Here is an 18,466-nt window from a genome sequence, read left to right as displayed (position 1 = left end):
ACACCTGGACGACCGAGGTGACCGCCCCCATCGAGCGCGCGGTGGAAATCCTCCGCAGACGCCGGACGGGCCCCTGGAGCGTGGGCTCCGGGTGCCTCGTCGGCGGCCGGTTGGTCCTCACCGCCGCGCACAACGTTCTCACCGACGGCTCCGTGGACGACGTGATCAGCGTCCGGCGGGGGGACCGGTTCGAATTGGCGGCGGAGGTCCTCGCCGCGCACCCCACACAGGACCTCGCCGTCCTGCGGGTCGCCGACCACCCCTCCCTCACGGACCTGCCCGCCGTCCGGTACGCCCGCATCGACCGCGGACGGACCGCGCTGGTCGACTGCTGGGCCATGGGCTACCCCGGCTGGAACGAGCACCCGCAGTCCGGCACCGACGTGCCCCTGCGCGACAGCTCCCAGATCAACGGAGTCATCCCGCCCGGCTCCCATCTGCGGCGCGGCCTGCTGGAGTTCCGGACCCAGTCGACGCCCGAAGGGGCGCCCGGCAGGAACGGCTCACAGTGGCGCGGCATGTCCGGGGCGGTCGTGTTCAGCGACGACCCCTTGCTGGGCGCACTGGCCGTGGGAGTCGTCAGCGAACACCACCTCCCCGAAGGGTCGTCCACCCTGACCGTGGTACCCCTGACGGGACTGATCGAGCTTGGCCGGGGGACACCGTGGTGGTGGGACCTGCGGGCGGACAACTGGGTCGCCCTGCCACGCATCCCGGCCGGAGCCCTGCCGCGCACCACCCGGCACATGAACCTGGGCAGGGCCCGCGCCAACTTCACCGACCGCGAGCGGGCCATCGTGAGGGCAACCGGCCTGCTCGTCGACCAACTGGAGGACAGCGCCCCGGTGGTGGTCCTCCACGGCATGGCGGGCGTCGGCAAGACCGAACTCGCCACCCAGATCGCCCACCGCCTGGCGCCCACCTTCTGGCACGCCCGCATCCGGATCGACCTCGGCGGCGAGGGCTTCGACGTGTCGACTGAGGCGGCCGTCATCGAGCTCCTGCAGGCGTTCGGGCTGTCCGGCGACAGCCTGCCGCCCGACGCGCGGGCGCGGCGGCAGCGGCTCCAGGACCAGCTGCGAGCCGGTCCGAGCCTCCTCGTCCTCGACAACGTGGCCGAAGCGGCCCGCGTCGTCCCCTTGCTGCCCGCGGCACCGGGCAGCGCCGCGATCCTCACCAGCCGCTCGGCCCTGCCCTCCATCCAAGGCGCGGACCGGGTGGAGGTCGAACCGTTGCCCGACACGGAGGCGCTGCGGCTCTTCCAGCGCATCATCGGCACCGAACGCGTCGCCCGCGAGCACGACGCCGCGAATACCATCGTTACCCTCCTGGGAGGACTGCCTTTGGCCATCTGCATCACCGGAGGGAACCTCATCGCCCCCTCCCAGCGCAGGCGGCCACTGAGCGAGCACGCCGGACTGCTCGCCGACGAACGGCGGCGCATCTCGCAGCTGGAGGGCCAACTGGACGGCGAGGACATCGGAGTACGCAGCAGCTTCGAGATCAGCTACCGGGCACTGCGGGAGGACACCCGCCGGTTGTTCCGGTACCTCGGCCTGCTCGCGGGAGCCGACTTCGTGCCCGCACTGGCGGCGCGCTGCGCCGACATCGGAGAGGAGAAGGCCGGACGTCTCCTCGGCGAGCTCGCCGACCGACAACTGGTGGAGGTGGACGGACCTACCGGCGAGCGCTACCGGCTGCACGACCTGCTGCGCCTGTACGCCTGGGAGCACGCCGAGCGCACCGAACCGGAGGCCGAGCGGCACCAGGCCTTCCGGCGTTCCGCGGACTGGTACGCGACCCGGCTGGACACCTGGATGAGCCGCCCGGGAGCCCACGAGAACCTGCCCGCCGAGGCGATCGACTGGTTCGCGGAGGAACACCTCAACGTCCAGGCCAATATCCGTCGTGCGTACGAAAGTCACGAGTGGGAGCTGGTGCTGCGTCTGGTGGAGCCGCTGTACGGGCTCCTCTTCTACCGCAGCCAGTGGGAGGAGATGGAGGCCGCCAAGACCATGGCGGTCGAGGCAGCCCGCGCGCGGCACGAAGAGTCCGCCGAACTGGGGTCGCTCATCCATCTCGCCGAGGCACGGCGCATCCTGGGGCGCCGTGAGGAGACGACCGGGCTGTACGAGCGCGCACTGGAGATCGCCCGCTCGCGGGGCGACGAGGACAAGGAGGGCTGGATCCTGACCCACTTCGGCGACCTCCAGTGTGACCTGGAGCGCCCCCGCGACGCACTGCGCCGCTACACCGAGGCCCGGGCCATCTATCGGCAGCGGGGTGACAAGGGCGCCGAGATCTGGCTCTCCACCCACATGGCCGACGCCTACCGCCAACTGGACCGGCCGGAGGAGGCGGCACGCGTGCTGACGGACGCCCTGGAGGCGAGCCGGCGCCGGGGCGACCCCGCCGAGATCGTCTGGTGCCAATGGCATCTGGCCCTGGCGTACGACCAGATGGGCCGGTACGCCGAGGCCGAGGAGACTCTCGCGCCGGCCACCGAGTTCCACCGGCACCGCGGCGACCAGGCAGGCCTGGCGACAATGCTGACGATCGCGGGAGACATCCACTTCCACGCCGGCCGGCCTGCCCTCGCCCGGGAGGCGTACGGCGAGGCCCTGGAGCTGGTCCGCTCCCTCGACATCCCGCGGCGGGTGGCAGAACTCAAGGCAGCTCTGGAGCGCGCCTCCGGCTGAGGCGGCCCGACACCCGGATTGATCAGCGTCTTCGACCTCTCCCCGCTCATCCAGGCCGGCGGCAACCCCCAGCACCGACGGCGGTCCGCTCGGGCCGGTCCGTACCGGCCCGTGAAGTGACGTCGGCGGGCTGGCCCCTTCCGGAGGCCGGCGCCACGACAAGTTCGACAAGCGGATCGAGGGCTGCACCAAGGTCGTCCTCCACCCCGACGAGTGACACCGCTCCCGGTCGTCCTGCCCAGGGCCGAGCAGCACACGTATCACCGGCGCCGCGGCCTCGGGATCTCCTACGGCGACCCCGAGGCCGCGGCATGCCAAGGGGTAGGGGTCAAGACGAAGCGGGGGCCGACACCTCGCCGAGATGGCCAGGGCGGCCGCCATCGGACCGGCTGAAGTGGGTGGTGTGCGGCCGCGGGCGCTGCGCAGCGCGGACGCACGCCCCGACCGAAGTTGGCAGGGTACGCGGGGCGAACCTGGAAGCAGACGCCCTGAACAGCCCCTCAGAAGTCTGTATCGCCACCAGACCCGCTCTCCTTGCCCCGCTGGGCACTTCTGTCGAGCGGCTTGCCCCTGTGGCTGAAGGAGGACACCACGGCACCGGTATGGATCGCCCCACTGTCTGTGCTCGCCAGCTCCCTCCTGATCGCCCTTTTCCAGGTGCCCGTCACCCGCACCGGGCAACGACTGACCGGAGCCGTACGCTCCTCATGGCGCGCCAGCGTCGCACTCGCCGGATGCTGCCTGGCCTTCGCGGCAGCCGCCGGGCCCGCCAGCCCGGTAGTGGCCGCCGTCGTCGTCCTCGCCGGACTGGGCCGGCACGTGCTGGGGGAGCTGTATTACGTGGCAGCCCGGTGGGGACTGTCCATCAAGCTCATGGCACACGGCGCCCAAGGCCAGTACCAAGCTGTCGCGGCACTACAGAAGGCGCCGTGGTGGCGACCGGGCCCGCGCTGGTCGTCACGCTGGTCAGCGGCGCCGGGGGAGCAGGCTGGGGCATCCTTGCACTGGTCCTTCTCACTTGCTCCCTACCGGTCGCGCCTGTGTGCCGACCGGCACTGCGCCGCACAGCCACCCACTCGGTGAAGGACAGTTCACCCGCGTAAGAACACCGCCGGTGGTTGGGTCTACGTTCAGCCCGTCGTCCTGAAGGGGGACCAGGTAGCGGTTGTGAATGCCTTGTGTCTGCTGCAGATTTCACCCGGGGGTGTGGCCGTGGCCACGTCGATCGTGACGTGGTCGCGGATGCGGGCGAGGATGCCGAGGTGGTCGCTGCACACCTGCAACCACCACCGCTGCTTGTCGTGGAGAAGGGCTGGAAGTGCCAGTACTCCGAGGGAGACGTAGTGCTTCCGGTGCCTCGGGCGGAGGCCGTGCTGTCCCGGCCGGCGGATGCTGAGCGCCCGAACCTGCGTGTCTGTCTGAGCTGATCGAGTTGTTCTCCTGGCGGAGCCGCTGGTCAGGTGACCGCGGCTGAGGGTTGGAGTTTCCAGAAGATTCCGTCGCGGAGCAGGATCCGGCTTCAGCCTGCGAGGCGGTGGGCAAGGTGGAGCAGATCCGCCAGGTGCAGCACCCGTCCATCGAATCCTGGGAGGGGGACATGGAGCGGCTGGGTCCAGTGTGCGGGAATTGCATCCAGCCCGTAGTACGCCCCCGCGAGGCCTCCGGTCACCGCGGCGACGGTGTCCGTGTCACCGCCGAGGTCGATCGCCGCGCGTATCGCGTCTTCGAAGCTGGTGCTGTTGCGTAGGGACCAGACGGCGGAGCCCAGGCAAGACCAGACGGCACCGTTGAACTCGGTCGCCTGATCGGGGTGCCAGTCGGCTGCGAGGACTGTGGAGTAGCGGCCGCGGTGCTCGGGGTGGACCAGCGCCAGGATGTCCGGGAGCGCGGTGAGGGGGTCGGTGTCCTCGAGCGTGACGCGGATGAGTTCGTGGAAGATCGCGGTGCCTTCCCAGGCCGCGCGGTCGCCGTGGGTGAGGGCGGCGATGCGGCGGGCCGCATCCATGGTGGCTTCCTGGCCGGCTGCTGCGAAGTGGACCGCGGAGGCCGAGGCCCGCATCAAGGAGCCGTTTCCGGCTGCTCGTTGATTGAACTGGGAATGGATCGCGGCGGCGAGGCCCCAGGGCATGCCGTTGGTCAGGACGTCTTCGGTCTGCAGGCCGATGTCCTTGGGGTCTGATGCTGCCCACCGCTGGAAGCGGGCGAAGATGTCCGGCAGATCCAGTCCGCCCCGTTCCAGCAGCGATTCCGCGACCAGGACGGCCATCTGTGTGTCGTCAGTGGCCTCGCCGCGGTCCCAGCCGCCGCCTCCGCACATCTCGCCACCGGCACCAGGCGCGGGAAACCGTACCGATAACGCTCCCTGGGGACCGAACTCGAAGGGGCCTCCCAGGGCGTCACCCACCGCTGAGCCGACGACCGCGCCAGCGGCCCGCTGAATCCGCTTCATTCGCGCAGGTTATCTGCGCCGCGCCGACGGCCGCACGGCCCTGTTTCCTTTTCCGGCTCCCCGAACCATCGGAGGCGAACGCGTCTCGGCTATGGGGGTGCGTCCCCTGAGACACCTTGGGTCTGAGACACCCGTACAGGTCACATAACACCGTCCAGCGAAGTCGCGTCGGGCAGCTGCGCGGCGCCGTCCACGATCTCCGGGAAGGCGGGGCCCGACTGGGTGCCGCGCTGGGAGCGCAGCACCACTCTCCCGGCGTCGACGGATACGGGCGCCCGGAAGCCGTCCCATTTCAACTCCGCGGCCGGCCGGGACGTAGGCGGGTCTCGGGTACGGGCGAACTCAGCATCGGGTCCGGCAGCGTCCAGGTCACACCTGATGCCTTCCACCGCGGTCGGCCGCCGTTCGGTGCCAGCACCGGCGCAACGGTGCCCGCACCTCGGCCGTGGGCACACCGGATCTGCAGATCTTCAAAGGCAGGCACGGCCAGTGCACGGCACGGACATCGCGGTGATCGTGACCAACGGCAGGTGACCAGGTCGGCGGTGGACTTCGCCGAAGAGCAGCGGCTGCGCTGGTGGACCGCCAGACCCTGGCCGTGTGGGCTTCAGGATCCCGGCAACTGTGGGAGCTGCTGCGGGCCACGATAGTTGGCCCTTCTGGCCATCTGGATGCTCAGATCCGGCCCCCACGAGTCAGTCGCCGTGGAGCCCCCACTCGTCGAGGCCGCCGTAAACGTGTGCTTCGAGGCACTGCGGGGCGTCAAGACCCACGGCCTCGCCCGGTACAGGGCGATAAGCGAGTCCATGCCCCGCCACCAGGTGTCGGTCACGCCCTGCACTTCGGGAACCGGCTCGAATCCGCCGAAACCCAGTGACTCGACGGCTTCGCCCGTGATTCTCGTGATGGTCTTGGCCCAGCGACGGGCATGGGCGGCCAGCGCCAGGGAGTCCACCCATCCGTCCGTGTCGGCATGCAGGGGTGTCCAGCGGTGGGCATCGATCCCGAAACGTCCCGTTGGGGCCGATCGCGCATCCATAGGGCATCGACACCCGGCAGTCCGTGCGGGGAACGACCAGCCTTCTGCGGACATCAGCTTCGGGCAGTAGGAGTCCAAGATGCGCGGACCGCCCTCGTAGAACGGGACCGGCGGCAGGGCGAGACCGCCCCAGCGGTCCTGGAATACGGCGACCCGGTCGATCTCCGCGGCGGTGATCCCCCCTCATCCACGCCTCGCGTGTCGCAGGACGTCCTGCCGGTGCCCGTGGATGCCCTCTACCTCGACAAACCACTGGGCCCTGCGACTCAGACCGAGGGGCCCGACAGGGATGGACGACATCGGCCTGTCAGCCATCACTGCTCCTCGCCGTCGCCGGTGTGGAGCACGGTCGCCGCGATCTCCCGTACGCGGTCCAGGCTGATCCCCGTGCGCTGTTCTGCGGCGAGAGAGTGGTCGGTGGGCTCGAGCTCCACCAAGGGACGCCCACCGACCGGGCGGGTGCCGGCGCGCTAACCGGGTCACCACCGGGCGCGCAGGACGCCGTCGCTGTCCGGGAGGGCAGCACAGAGCAGCGGGTGCTGTCCGGCGAGGGACAGGGGCAGGGCGCAGGCGGCGCGGGCATCGGCCACGTGGGCGCTGAGCTCCTGGTAGTCGGTGTCGTCGACGATCGCGTGGCTGATCGTCCCGTCCTGCGCCTCCCAGACGAAGTCGATGGATTCATCCTGGGGCAATGCGGCGAGGACGGCGCCGACGTCTGGGGTCAGGTCGGGCCAGACGGTCAGCAGGGCGCGCGGGCCGAGACCGGCGCGCACTGTGTCGAGGTTCTCCGGCGTGATTCGGTGCCAGCGTGCGGCGTTGCGAACGTAGCTTTCCTCGAGGAGCAAGGCATGCCGTGAGGCCAGAGCGGTGTGCACGCGTATCCAGAAGTGCTCGTCGGCTGGCTCCGTCACTTCCGCTTCGTCGACCTCGGCCGCGTAGGGCGAGGCCGTAAGCGGTTCCGGGAAGAGGCCGAGTGCCCGCGTCCGGGCCACGGCCTCCGCACAGGGCCGGTCGCTGCCCACGTACACATACTGGTCCCACCCGACATGCACGGTGAAAAAATCCCCCACCTCCAGTCGGCACCAAGCGCCTTGGTCGCGGAGCATGACCCGGACCAGTTCCAGGGCTACCGGAAGCGGGACCTCGGCCCCATCGTGGTAGCCGGTGAGGTCGGGCGGGAAGAGCCCGCCGAGGCCGTGCCCCTCAACCGGCGGCTCCACACCGAAGTGGACGAAGCCGGTGACCGCAGGTTCGCGGATCTCCAACCGGTCGATGTCGGATGCCTCCGCGAAGGCGGCGATCGCCGCCAGGTACGCCGCTTCGACGGGTCCGTGGTCGCTGACCGCGTCCTCGGCGCCGGTGTAGTGGCCGTGCTCGTCGCGGTCGGCGGGGTCGTATTTGGTGATCCGGTGGACGAAGGCCGGCGGCACGCTACTCCCCGGACGAGGCGGAAGGAGTGCCCAGCTTAGCGATTGACTGCCCGTCCGGCTGCGTGTCCATGTACCCCGAGGTCAACTCAGGTGGCCGGTCTTGAGTGCCCCGTGCCGCGACGCCTTCACCGCACCGGAACTGCCGGACGCGGAGGCCGGGACGGCCACCGGGGCGAGCGCCGGGGCGGCGATTGCAGTGGTGCGCATGAGGTTTCCGATCACGTACCACAGGCACTGCCCGCCGGGACCGGGACGCCACGATGCGCTCCTGGTTCACCCCACCCGGGGACCGCTGCGCCGATGTCGACACTGGACACTCGCTGGAGCTTCCGGGCTCCTTCGGCGCGCGAATCCCATCGGGCTGGATAAGCGAACGGGGTGACGGCGACCTCCGGCTAAAGGAACAGGGCGTCAGGGCCCAAACCCTCCGGCCCCGTCACCGGTTTGTGCGACGATCTGCAGGCCCCCTCTCGGGCTCCGCCCTGCCACAGTAACGATTCCCCGGAGAGTTCATGCGCCGCGCCCACCTCCTCTGCGCTTCTGTCCTCCTGCTGTGCACCGCCTGTTCCGGCAGCACGGACAGTGACTCGCAGGAGAGTGCGGACAAGACCAAGGATCACGGGGCGGCCGTGCGTGCCGCGATCGACAGGACGAGCGCGGACAGCGCCCGTGTGGACGAGAAGATCGAGCTGAAGTCCGTCGGCAGCCCCAGGACTTACGTGTTCGCCATTGCCGGCGCCTTCGACCTGGCGGGTGACAGGGGCCGGCTCACGGTGGAGTTCGAGGACAGCGGCATGGACCCCGTCGAGGAGGTCTTCGTCGGCGACACTGTCTATGTGCGGGGCTCGCGGGAGGTGGGCGAGGACAAGTGGGCCTCGGCCGTCCGCAGCGAGGCACTCACCCGCTATTTCCTGCGGGCGCCGCTGAACGACCCGGAGCACCTGCTGCGCCAGGTGAAGGCGATGCGGCAGGTGTCGAACGAGGGCAAGGAACAGGTGAACGGCGCCCCTGCGGTGCACTACCGGGGCACGATCGACCACGCCACCGCGACGCTGCGGATGACGGCGCAGACCAAGCGAGGGCTGAACGACCTGCGTGAGAAGCTGGGCGACGACATGCCCGTCTACGCGGACGTGTGGGTCGATGGGAAGGGGCGCGCCGTTCAGGTCCGGCTGTCCTGCTTCGGCGGTGTGAAGGCCATGACGACGATGACGCTGTCGAACTTCGGGACGCCGGTGAAGGCCAAGGCGCCGTCGGCCGAGCAGATCGTCCCTGTGACGGCGGGTGAGGATGTCCTGCTGGCCTGAGCAGGAGGCGAACCTGGCACGGGCTCCGGGGAGGACGTCAGACCAGAGGCCCGCGGCGGGGACGAAACCGGCAAGGGGCTCAGTCTTCCTGGGGCAGGTGCGGAGCAGGGCCGGCGGACTCGGTATCTGCTGCTGTGCCGCCTCCTCGACTGAGCGCCCCACCACAGCCGGACCGACCGCCCGACCGGCGCCTGCATTCGGCAGCGGCCGGGCACAGGCCTGCCGCACGCCGTCTTCGTCAGGCCCAGCATGCTCCAGCACCCGACATCCGGCTGACAGGCGTCCAAAACGCCTACCGCCGCCGGTTGCGGGGCATCAGTCCGGCGCGGCGGGCCAGTTCGTCCTCCGCTTTGGTGCCACGACGCGTGCCCGGCACGGAGCGGACGACGTAGCGGAAGGGCAGCCCGCCCGGTTCGGCGACCATGCCGCCGAACCGGGTGTCACCGGCGAACCACACTCGCTCCGGCGGGCGGGACCCCCGCGGACGGGGGCCGTCCCAGCCGTCCGCGGGGAGGGGGAACGAGCAGTGGCTCTGGCCGTCCGGCTGGAGCAGCACGACCCGCCCGTCCGTACCCCAGCGGCGGCCCTGGACCCGTTCACCCTCGGCGGCCACCACCCGGACGTCCTGAGTCCGCACGGGCCAGACCTGCCAGCCGTAGGTGGACATCACCAGCCGCTCCCGACGTCGCGCCCGGCGCCACAACAGCGTCAGGCCGGCCGTGACCGCGATGACGGGGATCATGCAGGCGGCGGTGACCAAGCCCGGGGCGGAGCCGGGGCCCGCAAGAGAGAGGACGGCAGCCAGCAGCAGCACTTCGGCGGTCAATGCGAAAAGGCCCCACCGCAGGCCGCGTTCACGCCGCCGCAGGACGTCCTGCACGCCCGGCGTGTCCACCGCCGCTCCGGGCAGCACCTCGTAGCCGTACTCCGCAGCGATCATCACGTTCCCCTTCCGCAATGGCCGTGGCGCGGCGGTTCGCGGGCCTCCGTCGGGGCCAGAGCCTACCGGCCGAAACCGGCCGCCAACGGAGGCGTTCGTCGACCGTGTCATGACCAGACACCGAGTACGCCCCGGCACGGCTCGGAGTAGCAGGGCTGTGAACGGCGCGCGCTGTGGTGCTGCTCGTCGGATGTCTCCCAGACGGTGGTGAACAACGCGCATTCGAGCAGGTGCGCAGCGGCACGAGGAGGCTCGGCGGCGGCGTGCATGAAGGAAAGGCAGACCTGATGGCGGTGAGGCGTTCCGGTTCCCATCCGTCCAGATCCAGGCGGCAACCGAACTGTCCGGGACGTGGCCGCTCCTGCGGCCGACGGCAGTGGCCGTCTGCCGCATGCGCTCGAAAAGCACGCGGTCGAGAATCAGGGTCCCGCGGACCTCGTGCAGCCGGTATTGCGATGCTGACGAGGAGAGGAACTCAGTCGATGACGGCCAGGCGATCTTGAACAGTGAGCGACACACCCGTCCTCTCCCGCCCGGCGTGGAAAGCGCCAGGCCGAGCATCGAGCCGAGCATCGATCCGACGTCAGCAGGGCACCACACCGCTCGACGTGTTCTGACGCCGTCCGGCGAGAGCAGGGCCGTGCATGTCGTGATCGTCCCCTACCGGCGGTCAGCGTTGCCACCGACTCCTGTCACCTGCGTCCTGCCCCGCCGACTGAAGCACCGCTCACGGGACAGCCCTTGATGAGTGCCTGTTCCTGCTCCTCGCTGGGGCGTTCCGCGAGCGCGCCAAAGTCTGTCGACAGGCACGTGCGCGATGGAGAGAATCCGGGGCCATGGTCTCTTTCATCGAACCCGCGCTTCCAAAGCTCGGGGCGCGTCGCCCGGATCCGGCGGCAAGCTGGTGAGGGGCCCTGTGTTCCCCGTGCTGTGGCTCTGCGGTCCGCCAGGAGTCGGGAAGACCACGGTCGCCTGGCAGATGTACTCCCACCTCAAAAGGGCCGGGATCGAGATCGGTTTCGTTGATGTTGACCAGTTGGGGATCTGCTACCCCGAGCCTGCGGCAGATCCAGGGCGGCACCGTATGAAGGCACGCAACGTTGATGCGGTGGTGGCCGGTTTCCGGGCGGCCGGCGTCCGGTGTCTCATCGTTTCGGGTGTCGTCGATCCCGCCTGCGGAGTGCACGTCGACCAGATTCCGCAGGCCGCGGTGACGGTCTGCCGCCTGCGTGCCGACCGGGAGGTGCTTCGGCAGCGGTTCACCGGTCGTGCGAATCCTGCCGAGTTGGTCGACGGGGTGCTGCGGGAAGCCGACGCCCTGGATGCGAGCACCTTCGCAGATGCCTGCGTCGACACCAGCCAATCGCTGGTGAACGAGGTGGCGCGGCGTGTCGGGGAGCGAACCGGCGGATGGCCGGCCTCGGCTCTCGGCCGGTCAGCTGACCCGCCCGAGCCGTCGGCGGTCACCGCTGCGGGCAGGAGCTCGGCCTTGGCACAGGCGGAGCCTTCCGCTGATCTTCCGGTTCTGTGGCTGTGCGGCGCGACCGGCGTCGGCAAGTCGACGGTCGGCTTCGAGGTCTACCAAAGAGTCCTGGGCGCTGGTGCCACCGCCGCGTACCTTGATCTCGACCAGCTCGGCTTCTGCCGCCCGGTTCCGGATGATCCCGCCAACCACCGGGTCAAGGCCCGCAACCTGGCCGCCGTCTGGCGGACTTACCGTGCGGCCGGGGCCCAGTGCCTGATCATGTCCGGCCCGGTCGAGGACGAGGCCACGGTCAAGGCGTACTCCGAGGCACTGCCTGCGACCGAGCTCACGCTGTGCCGACTGCACGCCGGACGGAAGCACCTGACGGAACGCATCATGTCCCGTGGACAAGGCGGCAGTTGGGCCCAACCGGGCGACCCGTTGCGGGGGCAGTCCGTCACACGCCTGCTCCACGTCGCCGACCAGGCGGTGGCATCGGCCGCCGGCCTGGAAGATGCCGGGATCGGTGATCTGCGCATAGACACCGACGGATATACCGTCGAACAGATAGCCGATGCGATCACCGCCGACGCCGTCTTGCCGGAGCCGCGCACCTAATGATTCTCGTAGTTGACGGGTTCTGCAGCGGTCCGGGCGGAGGGGCTGACCGTACCCGTGAGAACGATCAATCCCGGAGGGAGGACCGCGGCGTCCCTCATCAACGTGTGCCGTCTCTGCAGAGGCACCCGACGCGTACGCCTTGTCGGCGCGCACACGATCGGGCCGGGCGCGGGGGCGGCCTGTCCCGATGGGGGGGCACGCGGGCCTTCTCCAGGACGGGCTCGAACTGCGGGGGGCCCGGGCTGCGCAGCGGCGTCCACGTCCGGCATGGGGGTTTTGTCCTTGCTCGGTGATCAGGTGGAGCTTGGCGGTCAGGCCGGAGCGCTTCCCAGGGCGTGGTCGTCCGGCTCGGTGGCGATGCCGCCGGCCGGCTCTTTTTGGGAGGTCCGCCTTTTCCTCGCCCGGGCCGCGTGCGGGTGAGCCCGACACGCCGTGGAGTCCACGTTGGGATCCCAGGTGATCAGGCCTTTGGTGTCGGCCCGTGCCTGCAGCGCGGTGAAGATCCGCCGCCGGGTGCCGTCCCGCTGCCGGCGACGGAACAGGTCGTACACCCGACCCCAGGGTCCGTATGAAGGCTGATGGCGGCACTCATGGAAACCTGTCGGCATGGATACGCAGAGCCCGCCTGGAGGGCGCTTGGGTGTGGTGGTCCGCTGCCGTGGAGGATTCGCAGGCGGGGCGCTGGGTCCGTGATGCCGTGGGACGGCATGTGATGGCGGACATCAGGGGCGGTTCCGGGTACGGATGAACGCGTCCGGGTCGTCGGCCGCCGCGGCGCCGGAGCTCCCGGTAGCACTCCTGTCATCAGGCGCGGGCGCGCTCCGAGGTGGGAGCGTGGCCCTCTCGCGGAGCGGTGCCTGCCGCGCCGATGAGTTTCGGGGACGGGGCCGGTCTGCACAGGTATGGAGACTCACACGCTCGAAACAGCCGGCGCGGACCTGGTCTATGACGTTCGCGGGCCGCTGCCGGCGGCAGAGGGACGCGCGCCGTTGTTCATGATCGGGCAACCCATGGACGCCAGTGGCTTCGTCGCGCTCGCCGCGCGCTTTCCTGAGCGGACCGTGGTCACCTATGACCCGCGCGGCCTGGGTCGCAGCGCTCGTAAGGACGGGCGGGTCGACCACACGCCGCAGGCTCAGGCCGACGACGTGCACGCTGTCATCGAGGCGCTCGGGGACGGGCCGGTTGAGATGTTCGCCAGCAGTGGGGGAGCGGTCACCGCGCTCGAGGTCGTGGCGAAGTATCCGGCAGACGTGACGGCTCTGGTCGCGCACGAGCCGCCGCTCATCACCCTCCTGCTGGACGGCCCGGCGGCCGTGACGGCATCAGTGTTCCGCGGATCGGTGGCGGACATCCGCGCACCCGGCCAGCTCATGTCCTGGCCGACCGCGCATACTCCTCCTGTCAGATCCGCCTTACCTGCGGCGCCGGCAGATCCCGCACACCATTTGGGCAGAAGCGCGACCAGGCGGGGCACCGCCTTCGCAGAGGTTCGACCGGTGCCCGCCCGCCCGGCTTCGACCGTGAGCGATACAAGGCCAGGCACAAAGTCCGATGCCGGATCGGGCTCCTCAGACAGGCCGGAGGAGTCGCGACGCGCTACGAAAAACTCGCCGTCCGCTGCGAAGCCATCGTCCAACTCACGCTGATACGCCATGCGTTGTCACCGCATCTCAAGCACGGCATCGTGCCGCGGCAGGCAACGTTCGCCCTGGGCGGTCTGCGTACGATGGCGCCATGAACGAGGAAGTCATTCCCATTCTTCGCGTCGAGGACGCTGCGGCGGCGCTCGCGTGGTACGAGCGGCTGGGCTTCGTCAAGCAGTGGGAACATCGCTTCGAACCGGGGCTTCCCGTGTTCGTCGAGGTCGCCCGGGGCGGGGTGCGGTTGTTCTTGTCGGAGCACAAGGGCGATGCCCGCCCTGACACGTTGGTCTACCTCCGCATGCGTGATGTCGAGGCCATCGCCTCCGAGTTCGGTGTGCAGGCGAAGGACGCTCCGTGGGCGCGTGAGATTGAGCTGCGCGACCCTGACGGCAACCGGCTTCGGATCGGCACGCCGACAAAATGACACTCGCCGGCAGCCCACCCGTCTCCCCGAACGGAGCGCTCGGCACAGACGGCGCACCCGGTCGCTAGCCCGGGACCACCGTGTCGCTCATGCTCGGCTTCCCCTCACCCGACGCGTTCCAGGCGCAGACCAGGATCACGTACGCGTGACCCGCGGTGACCCCCGTGATCCTGGCGGAGCGGGCGGAGCGGGCGGAGGCCGGGTAGCCGATGATCCGGGAGTGGTTCACCGGGGTGCTCTTGTCGTACACCCATACCGCGTACCGGACGATCGAGCCGCTGTGCGAGTCGGTCGGAGCCGACCAGCGCACGTCGATCGAGCCCGCGCCGGCCGTCGCGGTGAGCCCCGGCGGCCGCCCCGCCGTCGTCGGCGCCGCCTTGCCCCGGACCACCGAGGACCACGGGGAACGGTTGGCCGCGCCGTCACCGGCGACCGCGCGGACCCGCACCTCGTAGGTGTGGCCGTCGTAGGGCTGGTCGGTGAACTGCCAGGACAGGTCGTAGCGCGGGGCGCTCACACCGGGCACCACGTCCTGCCAGTCCGCGTTCGAGTCGGTGGTGACCTCACGCCACTGAACGTCGTAGGTGTGCGCGCCGAAGACCTTGTTCCAGGTGGCGGTGACGCCCTGCCGGGTGCCGTCGAACTTCATGCCGGACGGCGTGGCGAGCGACCGGCCGGGTGCGCTGTCCGGTACGTCGGGCGCGGCGGCGACGACGGTACGGCCGTGCGCTTCTACTTCAGCGTGTGACAACGCGCGGGCGGTCACCTGCCCGGGTGGCCGCCCGACCCGCTCGTCTCGCGGACCTACTTCAACCAGCCCCTGACGGCTCGTAGGCGCCGTCCAGCCGCTTGCAGACCACCCTCTCCATGCCGACCGGCGCCGACGTCAGCCACTCGCGGACGACATCGGCTCGGTGGTCGACGGGCACAGCGCCCACGGCGCCGACAGCCGACCGGCGACGAACACGGACTCCAGCGCGGCCCTGCGCCCCCGATATGGCCTAGAGGTCGTGTCCGTCCCGGACAGCCGCAGCAGATCGAAGGCGACGAAGTGGGCCAGCCACTCCTCCGCTGCCCGGGCCGCCGCGGCACCACGTCGACTACGTCCACTCTGCCGTCGACGACCACTCTCTTCGGGATGGGCATGTCGGTAGTCTCCTGGCGCCGCCGCCAACTGCTGCGTCGCATCCGGCTCGCCCCCGTGACCGTGACCGCCGTACTCCTCTCCCGCTCGACGACCAACCTCCCGGTCACCCTCGCCCAGACGGCCACCTTCCTCGGCGTCGCCCTGCTCCCCGTCTTCGACGTCCGGCTCGGCGAGCACTGGTGTCTGAGCCTGCCCGTGATCCTTCTCGGCGCCATCGCCTTCTCCGCCCTCGGACTGCTCGTCGGAGCCGTCTGTCAGAGCGAGGAAGCGGCCTCTGCCCTCGCCAACTTCCTCGTCATGCCCATGGCCCTGCTGTCCGGTACCTTCTTCGACCTCGCCCAGGCGCCGACGGGGCTGCGGCAGACCGCCGAACCGATGCCCTGAGCCACCTCAACACCGCACTACTCGCCACCCTCTCCAGCGAGCACAACCCCACGACGACGCCCATCCATCCGACCATGGCCCTCGCCTGCTTCGGGGCCGTGACCGCCGCTCTCGCGGTCCGCCTGTTCCGATGGGACAACCAATGACGGGCATCGTCAGGGCTCGTCTCCACTCGGGTCGCGGTCGTTGTGGCCGTGGCGTTTTGGCTGCGCTGTGTGTCAGGTGATGCTGGGTGCGGGTGGGGTCCAGCGGTGGGTGCGGGGCATGGTGGGGGTGACGCCGTAGTCGTTCTTCAGTTGTTCGGGGATGGCGTAGTGCATGACGCGTCCGCGAGTGAGGGAGGACAGTTCGAGGATGGTGGTGAGGTGGCCGAGGCGGTCTAGTGCCCAGGCGCCGAGCGGTGAGCGGTCCTCGATGGTCTCCAGGATGCCGAGCAGGTGGGGGACCGCTTTGACGACGGTGTCCCAGGGGGTGCGCGGGACTTGGAGCCAGTCGGCGCAGGTGTCGCCGATCAGGTGGCGGATCAGGGCGGAGACGATCGGGTCGAAGAACGTGCCGGGGACGACTTCCTCGTACAGGTCGATCAGCTGCCGGGTCAGATGGGTGCCCTCCGCGGACGGGCCCATGTGCCGCATCATGTACAGGTCGAGGAACTGGCGGGCCTTCTCGAGGGTTTTGGGGACGGTGTCCTGGTCGACGCCGAGCATCGCTCCAACGACTCGCCAGGCGTAGAAGTAGGCCTCGGCGCCCTCGGTGGACATGTGGATGCCGAGGCGGTGCAGGGAGTCCAGGACGAGCAAGGAGAAGAACATCTGCCCGCCGATCATGTCCTCCTGGCAGATCGGCACGCCCTGTGCGGTGGTGTCCCAGCGGTTCTCGCGCTTGAGGTGGTGGCGGATGGAGGCGTGCAGGAGGCGGACCTTCTGGGCGGCCGGGATGAAGCGGCTGCCGGTCTCGAAAGCGCCTGGCTGCATGAGGTAGACGGTGAATTGGCCGGTCTCCGCCATCCGCTTGGAGGGGTACTTCAGTCCGTGGGTGGCCGACAGCAGCTGGGCCACGTGCGGGACGACGTAGCAGGCTGGCATGGAGGCGAACGACAGCGCGGTGGAGATGTGCACGTTGTTGTCGATGAAGAACAGGCGGGCCTTTTCCATCTCGGTCCAGTCCACCCAGGCCGGCGGGGCGCTGGTGACCTGGAGGTATTCCCGGGCCACGTCGGGCAGCCCGTCGGGCAGGGGAGCGCCGGCGGTGGACACGTACCGCATGAGGGTGTTGAACGTGCCGACCTCGCCGCGCTCGAACAGGGTGGCGACGGTGGCGTCGGCGAGTTCGTCACCGGCTTGGCGCAGGGCGTCCATCGATGCCTCGGTGTAGCTCATCACAGGGCTCCTTGGTCGTGCGGGGCGAGCGGGGCGCCGTCGCGGGCATGTGGCGGTGCGGTGCGGCCGTGCTGCGAGGGCGTCAGTGGTGGCGGACCGCCGCCGACTGAGCAAGGGCGGTCAGGGCAGCGGTGGCGTGACCGTGAAGGTCCAGGTCGTGCAGGCAGCGTGTGGCTTCTTCGACGCGCGCGGTGATCATTTCTTCGATGCGGTCCGGCGCCTTCAGCCGCTGCATCAGCGCGCGCACGGCTTCCAGACCGTCTCCGTTCAGGTCGCGTCGGCCGAGCAGGGCACGCAGCTGTTCCCGCTCCTCGCCACTGGCGATACGCCATGTTTCCGCCAGCAGGGCGGTGGGCCGGTGGCCGCGCACATCGTCGAGGTTGGCCTTGCCGGTGCGTTCCGGATCTCCGAACAGGCCCAGTAGGTCGTCCCTGAGCTGAAATGCCTCGCCCAGCGGCAACCCGTACGCGGAATACCCCTCCCGCAGCCGCTCACCGGCGCCGGCCAGCGCGCCGCCGATCAGCAGAGGCTGCTCGACGGTGTACTTGGCGGTCTTGTACCGGATCACCTTCAACGACGCGGAGGTGTCCGGCATGGCACCGGTGTGCAGAATCTCCAGGCACTCTCCGGCGATCAGCTCGCGGGCCAGCGCCACCCACAGGGGGCGGGCCCGACCGAGGTAGGCGGCCGGCAAACCGCTGGAGACAAACAACTGACCGGCCAGCGACATCAGCAGATCCCCCACCAGCATCGCCAGCGAGCGGGCCGCGTTCACCGCACGCGGCCGGCGCCGCAACGCGATCCGCAGGGCGACATGCGCCGTGGGGCGGCCGTGACGCAGCGCACTGTCGTCGATGAGGTCGTCGTGCACGATCGCGGCGGCGTGCACCAGCTCCATGGAAGCCGCCGCCCGCACCAGAGCATCACTGTCCGGCTGCCCAGCCGCACGCCAGCCCCAGTAGCAAAACGCCGCCCGCAGCCGCTTGCCCTCCGCGACCGCCTGCTCCAGCTGCCGGGCGACGGGCTCCAGAGCCGGATCGACCGCCGCGAACTGGTCGGCCTCCCGGGCGACGAAGTCGCACAGCACCTCATCGACGCGCGCTTTGAACGCAAGCGGCTCCCAGCGTTCAGACACCATCGCCGGCCTGCCGGGCCATGGCCTGCCGGGCGAGCACCTCCAGATGGGCCGGTGGCGCGGCTGCGTACTGGTCGAGCACCAGGCGACCGCGCGCGATCAGGTCCTGCTCGGCCTCAGCCGCCAGCTCCGCCGTGTCCGAGCGACGCAGCAGCCCTCGCACCGTGCCGAGCGCCGAACCCAAGGTGCTCACCGCCAGATCGGCCAGCCCCGCCACCAGCAGCACCACTTGCTGTTCCGGACTTCCACGGTGTTCCGCTCCCCGTGTCATGCCTACCCCCACCCACGGAAGAATGTGAAGGCGCCGGTTGAGCGCCGCGTCTTCCAGCGTCGTGTCACACCAGGTGGAGAGGGGGGAGAACTCACCAACGAGCGATCACACCGTATGGATGTACGGCCAG

The 18,466-nt window shown here is 69.8% G+C and carries 16 protein-coding genes and 1 pseudogene; 6 read left to right on the top strand and 11 right to left on the bottom strand.

From position 1 onward, the window contains the following. Positions 1 to 17 precede the first annotated feature (17 nt). Positions 18 to 2,699, top strand: coding sequence for a tetratricopeptide repeat protein (locus ACFY5B_RS23840; RefSeq protein ID WP_389972309.1), 2,682 nt, complete (start codon positions 18 to 20; stop codon positions 2,697 to 2,699). A gap of 1,519 nt (positions 2,700 to 4,218) precedes the next feature. On the opposite strand, the gene ACFY5B_RS23835 is transcribed toward ACFY5B_RS23840, so the two are convergent. The 4 genes and pseudogenes from ACFY5B_RS23835 to ACFY5B_RS23820 form a co-directional block, all read right to left on the bottom strand. Beyond that, the gene (locus tag ACFY5B_RS23835; protein WP_389972307.1) at positions 4,219 to 5,148 is read right to left on the bottom strand and encodes an ADP-ribosylglycohydrolase family protein; all 930 of its coding nucleotides are present in this window, start codon (positions 5,146 to 5,148) and stop codon (positions 4,219 to 4,221) included. A gap of 1,353 nt (positions 5,149 to 6,501) precedes the next feature. Beyond that, positions 6,502 to 6,648: pseudogene (locus ACFY5B_RS23830) on the bottom strand (DUF2199 domain-containing protein); the annotation flags it as partial. An 18-nt stretch (positions 6,649 to 6,666) separates the two neighbouring features. Then, positions 6,667 to 7,617, bottom strand: a complete 951-nt coding sequence (locus ACFY5B_RS23825) for an RNA-binding protein (RefSeq protein WP_389972305.1) — start codon at positions 7,615 to 7,617, stop codon at positions 6,667 to 6,669. Between the two features lie 81 nt (positions 7,618 to 7,698). Further along, positions 7,699 to 7,824 (bottom strand): hypothetical protein, encoded by a 126-nt coding sequence (locus ACFY5B_RS23820; protein ID WP_389972303.1) that lies wholly within the window; start codon positions 7,822 to 7,824, stop codon positions 7,699 to 7,701. Positions 7,825 to 8,129: 305 nt separating this feature from the next. Between ACFY5B_RS23820 and ACFY5B_RS23815 the strand changes: the two genes are divergently transcribed. After that, positions 8,130 to 8,924 carry an LppX_LprAFG lipoprotein gene (locus tag ACFY5B_RS23815; protein ID WP_389972301.1) on the top strand — a complete coding sequence of 265 codons (795 nt, stop codon included), beginning with the start codon at positions 8,130 to 8,132 and terminating at the stop codon, positions 8,922 to 8,924. Positions 8,925 to 9,216: 292 nt separating this feature from the next. On the opposite strand, the gene ACFY5B_RS23810 is transcribed toward ACFY5B_RS23815, so the two are convergent. After that, on the bottom strand, positions 9,217 to 9,864 hold the full coding sequence (locus ACFY5B_RS23810; protein ID WP_389972299.1) for a hypothetical protein: 648 nt from the start codon (positions 9,862 to 9,864) through the stop codon (positions 9,217 to 9,219). A gap of 904 nt (positions 9,865 to 10,768) precedes the next feature. Here ACFY5B_RS23810 and ACFY5B_RS23805 point away from each other — a divergent pair. Continuing rightward, positions 10,769 to 11,947 (top strand): AAA family ATPase, encoded by a 1,179-nt coding sequence (locus ACFY5B_RS23805; protein ID WP_389972747.1) that lies wholly within the window; start codon positions 10,769 to 10,771, stop codon positions 11,945 to 11,947. 314 nt (positions 11,948 to 12,261) lie between these two features. Here ACFY5B_RS23805 and ACFY5B_RS23800 read toward each other — a convergent pair whose 3' ends face one another. After that, positions 12,262 to 12,501, bottom strand: coding sequence for a hypothetical protein (locus ACFY5B_RS23800; RefSeq protein WP_389972297.1), 240 nt, complete (start codon positions 12,499 to 12,501; stop codon positions 12,262 to 12,264). A gap of 351 nt (positions 12,502 to 12,852) precedes the next feature. Between ACFY5B_RS23800 and ACFY5B_RS23795 the strand changes: the two genes are divergently transcribed. Both ACFY5B_RS23795 and ACFY5B_RS23790 read left to right on the top strand, forming a co-directional pair. Next, a complete protein-coding gene (locus ACFY5B_RS23795; RefSeq protein WP_389972295.1) occupies positions 12,853 to 13,599 on the top strand; it encodes an alpha/beta fold hydrolase in 747 nt (248 codons plus the stop codon). Positions 13,600 to 13,687: 88 nt separating this feature from the next. Continuing rightward, positions 13,688 to 14,020 (top strand): glyoxalase superfamily protein, encoded by a 333-nt coding sequence (locus tag ACFY5B_RS23790; RefSeq protein ID WP_389972293.1) that lies wholly within the window; start codon positions 13,688 to 13,690, stop codon positions 14,018 to 14,020. A gap of 64 nt (positions 14,021 to 14,084) precedes the next feature. On the opposite strand, the gene ACFY5B_RS23785 is transcribed toward ACFY5B_RS23790, so the two are convergent. Both ACFY5B_RS23785 and ACFY5B_RS23780 read right to left on the bottom strand, forming a co-directional pair. Further along, positions 14,085 to 14,771: a fibronectin type III domain-containing protein gene (locus ACFY5B_RS23785; protein WP_389972291.1), complete on the bottom strand. Its 687-nt coding sequence runs from the start codon at positions 14,769 to 14,771 to the stop codon at positions 14,085 to 14,087. 58 nt (positions 14,772 to 14,829) lie between these two features. After that, the gene (locus tag ACFY5B_RS23780; protein WP_389972289.1) at positions 14,830 to 14,958 is read right to left on the bottom strand and encodes a hypothetical protein; all 129 of its coding nucleotides are present in this window, start codon (positions 14,956 to 14,958) and stop codon (positions 14,830 to 14,832) included. Positions 14,959 to 15,158: 200 nt separating this feature from the next. Between ACFY5B_RS23780 and ACFY5B_RS23775 the strand changes: the two genes are divergently transcribed. After that, positions 15,159 to 15,551, top strand: a complete 393-nt coding sequence (locus tag ACFY5B_RS23775; RefSeq protein WP_389972287.1) for an ABC transporter permease — start codon at positions 15,159 to 15,161, stop codon at positions 15,549 to 15,551. A gap of 218 nt (positions 15,552 to 15,769) precedes the next feature. Here ACFY5B_RS23775 and ACFY5B_RS23770 read toward each other — a convergent pair whose 3' ends face one another. The 3 genes from ACFY5B_RS23770 to ACFY5B_RS23760 all read right to left on the bottom strand — a co-directional run bounded on the left by ACFY5B_RS23770 (position 15,770) and on the right by ACFY5B_RS23760 (position 18,336). Beyond that, positions 15,770 to 16,930, bottom strand: coding sequence for an oxygenase MpaB family protein (locus ACFY5B_RS23770; protein ID WP_389972285.1), 1,161 nt, complete (start codon positions 16,928 to 16,930; stop codon positions 15,770 to 15,772). Positions 16,931 to 17,012: 82 nt separating this feature from the next. Further along, positions 17,013 to 18,068, bottom strand: coding sequence for a polyprenyl synthetase family protein (locus ACFY5B_RS23765; protein ID WP_389972283.1), 1,056 nt, complete (start codon positions 18,066 to 18,068; stop codon positions 17,013 to 17,015). Then, complete coding sequence (locus tag ACFY5B_RS23760) at positions 18,058 to 18,336, bottom strand: polyprenyl synthetase (protein WP_389972281.1); 279 nt, start codon at positions 18,334 to 18,336, stop codon at positions 18,058 to 18,060. Before ACFY5B_RS23760 ends, ACFY5B_RS23765 begins: the two co-directional genes overlap by 11 nt. Between the last annotated feature and the right edge of the window lie 130 nt (positions 18,337 to 18,466).

Origin of the sequence: Streptomyces sp. NPDC013187 (assembly GCF_042899705.1) — a bacterium.
GTDB classification, from domain to species: Bacteria; Actinomycetota; Actinomycetes; order Streptomycetales; family Streptomycetaceae; genus Streptomyces; species Streptomyces hawaiiensis_A.
The sequence above is the reverse complement of the archived record's forward strand: the minus strand, read 5'-3'. Positions and strand labels throughout refer to the sequence as shown.

What these genes read in the sequence shown, in the direction of transcription:
- ACFY5B_RS23810 (WP_389972299.1), bottom strand. Translation starts at nt 9,864, where the DNA reads ATGATCGCTGCGGAGTACGGCTACGAGGTGCTGCCCGGAGCGGCGGTG.
- ACFY5B_RS23820 (WP_389972303.1), bottom strand. Translation starts at nt 7,824, where the DNA reads ATGCGCACCACTGCAATCGCCGCCCCGGCGCTCGCCCCGGTGGCCGTC.
- ACFY5B_RS23760 (WP_389972281.1), bottom strand. Translation starts at nt 18,336, where the DNA reads ATGACACGGGGAGCGGAACACCGTGGAAGTCCGGAACAGCAAGTGGTG.
- ACFY5B_RS23775 (WP_389972287.1), top strand. Translation starts at nt 15,159, where the DNA reads ATGGGCATGTCGGTAGTCTCCTGGCGCCGCCGCCAACTGCTGCGTCGC.
- ACFY5B_RS23770 (WP_389972285.1), bottom strand. Translation starts at nt 16,930, where the DNA reads ATGAGCTACACCGAGGCATCGATGGACGCCCTGCGCCAAGCCGGTGAC.
- ACFY5B_RS23815 (WP_389972301.1), top strand. Translation starts at nt 8,130, where the DNA reads ATGCGCCGCGCCCACCTCCTCTGCGCTTCTGTCCTCCTGCTGTGCACC.
- ACFY5B_RS23795 (WP_389972295.1), top strand. Translation starts at nt 12,853, where the DNA reads ATGGAGACTCACACGCTCGAAACAGCCGGCGCGGACCTGGTCTATGAC.
- ACFY5B_RS23790 (WP_389972293.1), top strand. Translation starts at nt 13,688, where the DNA reads ATGAACGAGGAAGTCATTCCCATTCTTCGCGTCGAGGACGCTGCGGCG.
- ACFY5B_RS23765 (WP_389972283.1), bottom strand. Translation starts at nt 18,068, where the DNA reads ATGGTGTCTGAACGCTGGGAGCCGCTTGCGTTCAAAGCGCGCGTCGAT.
- ACFY5B_RS23835 (WP_389972307.1), bottom strand. Translation starts at nt 5,148, where the DNA reads ATGAAGCGGATTCAGCGGGCCGCTGGCGCGGTCGTCGGCTCAGCGGTG.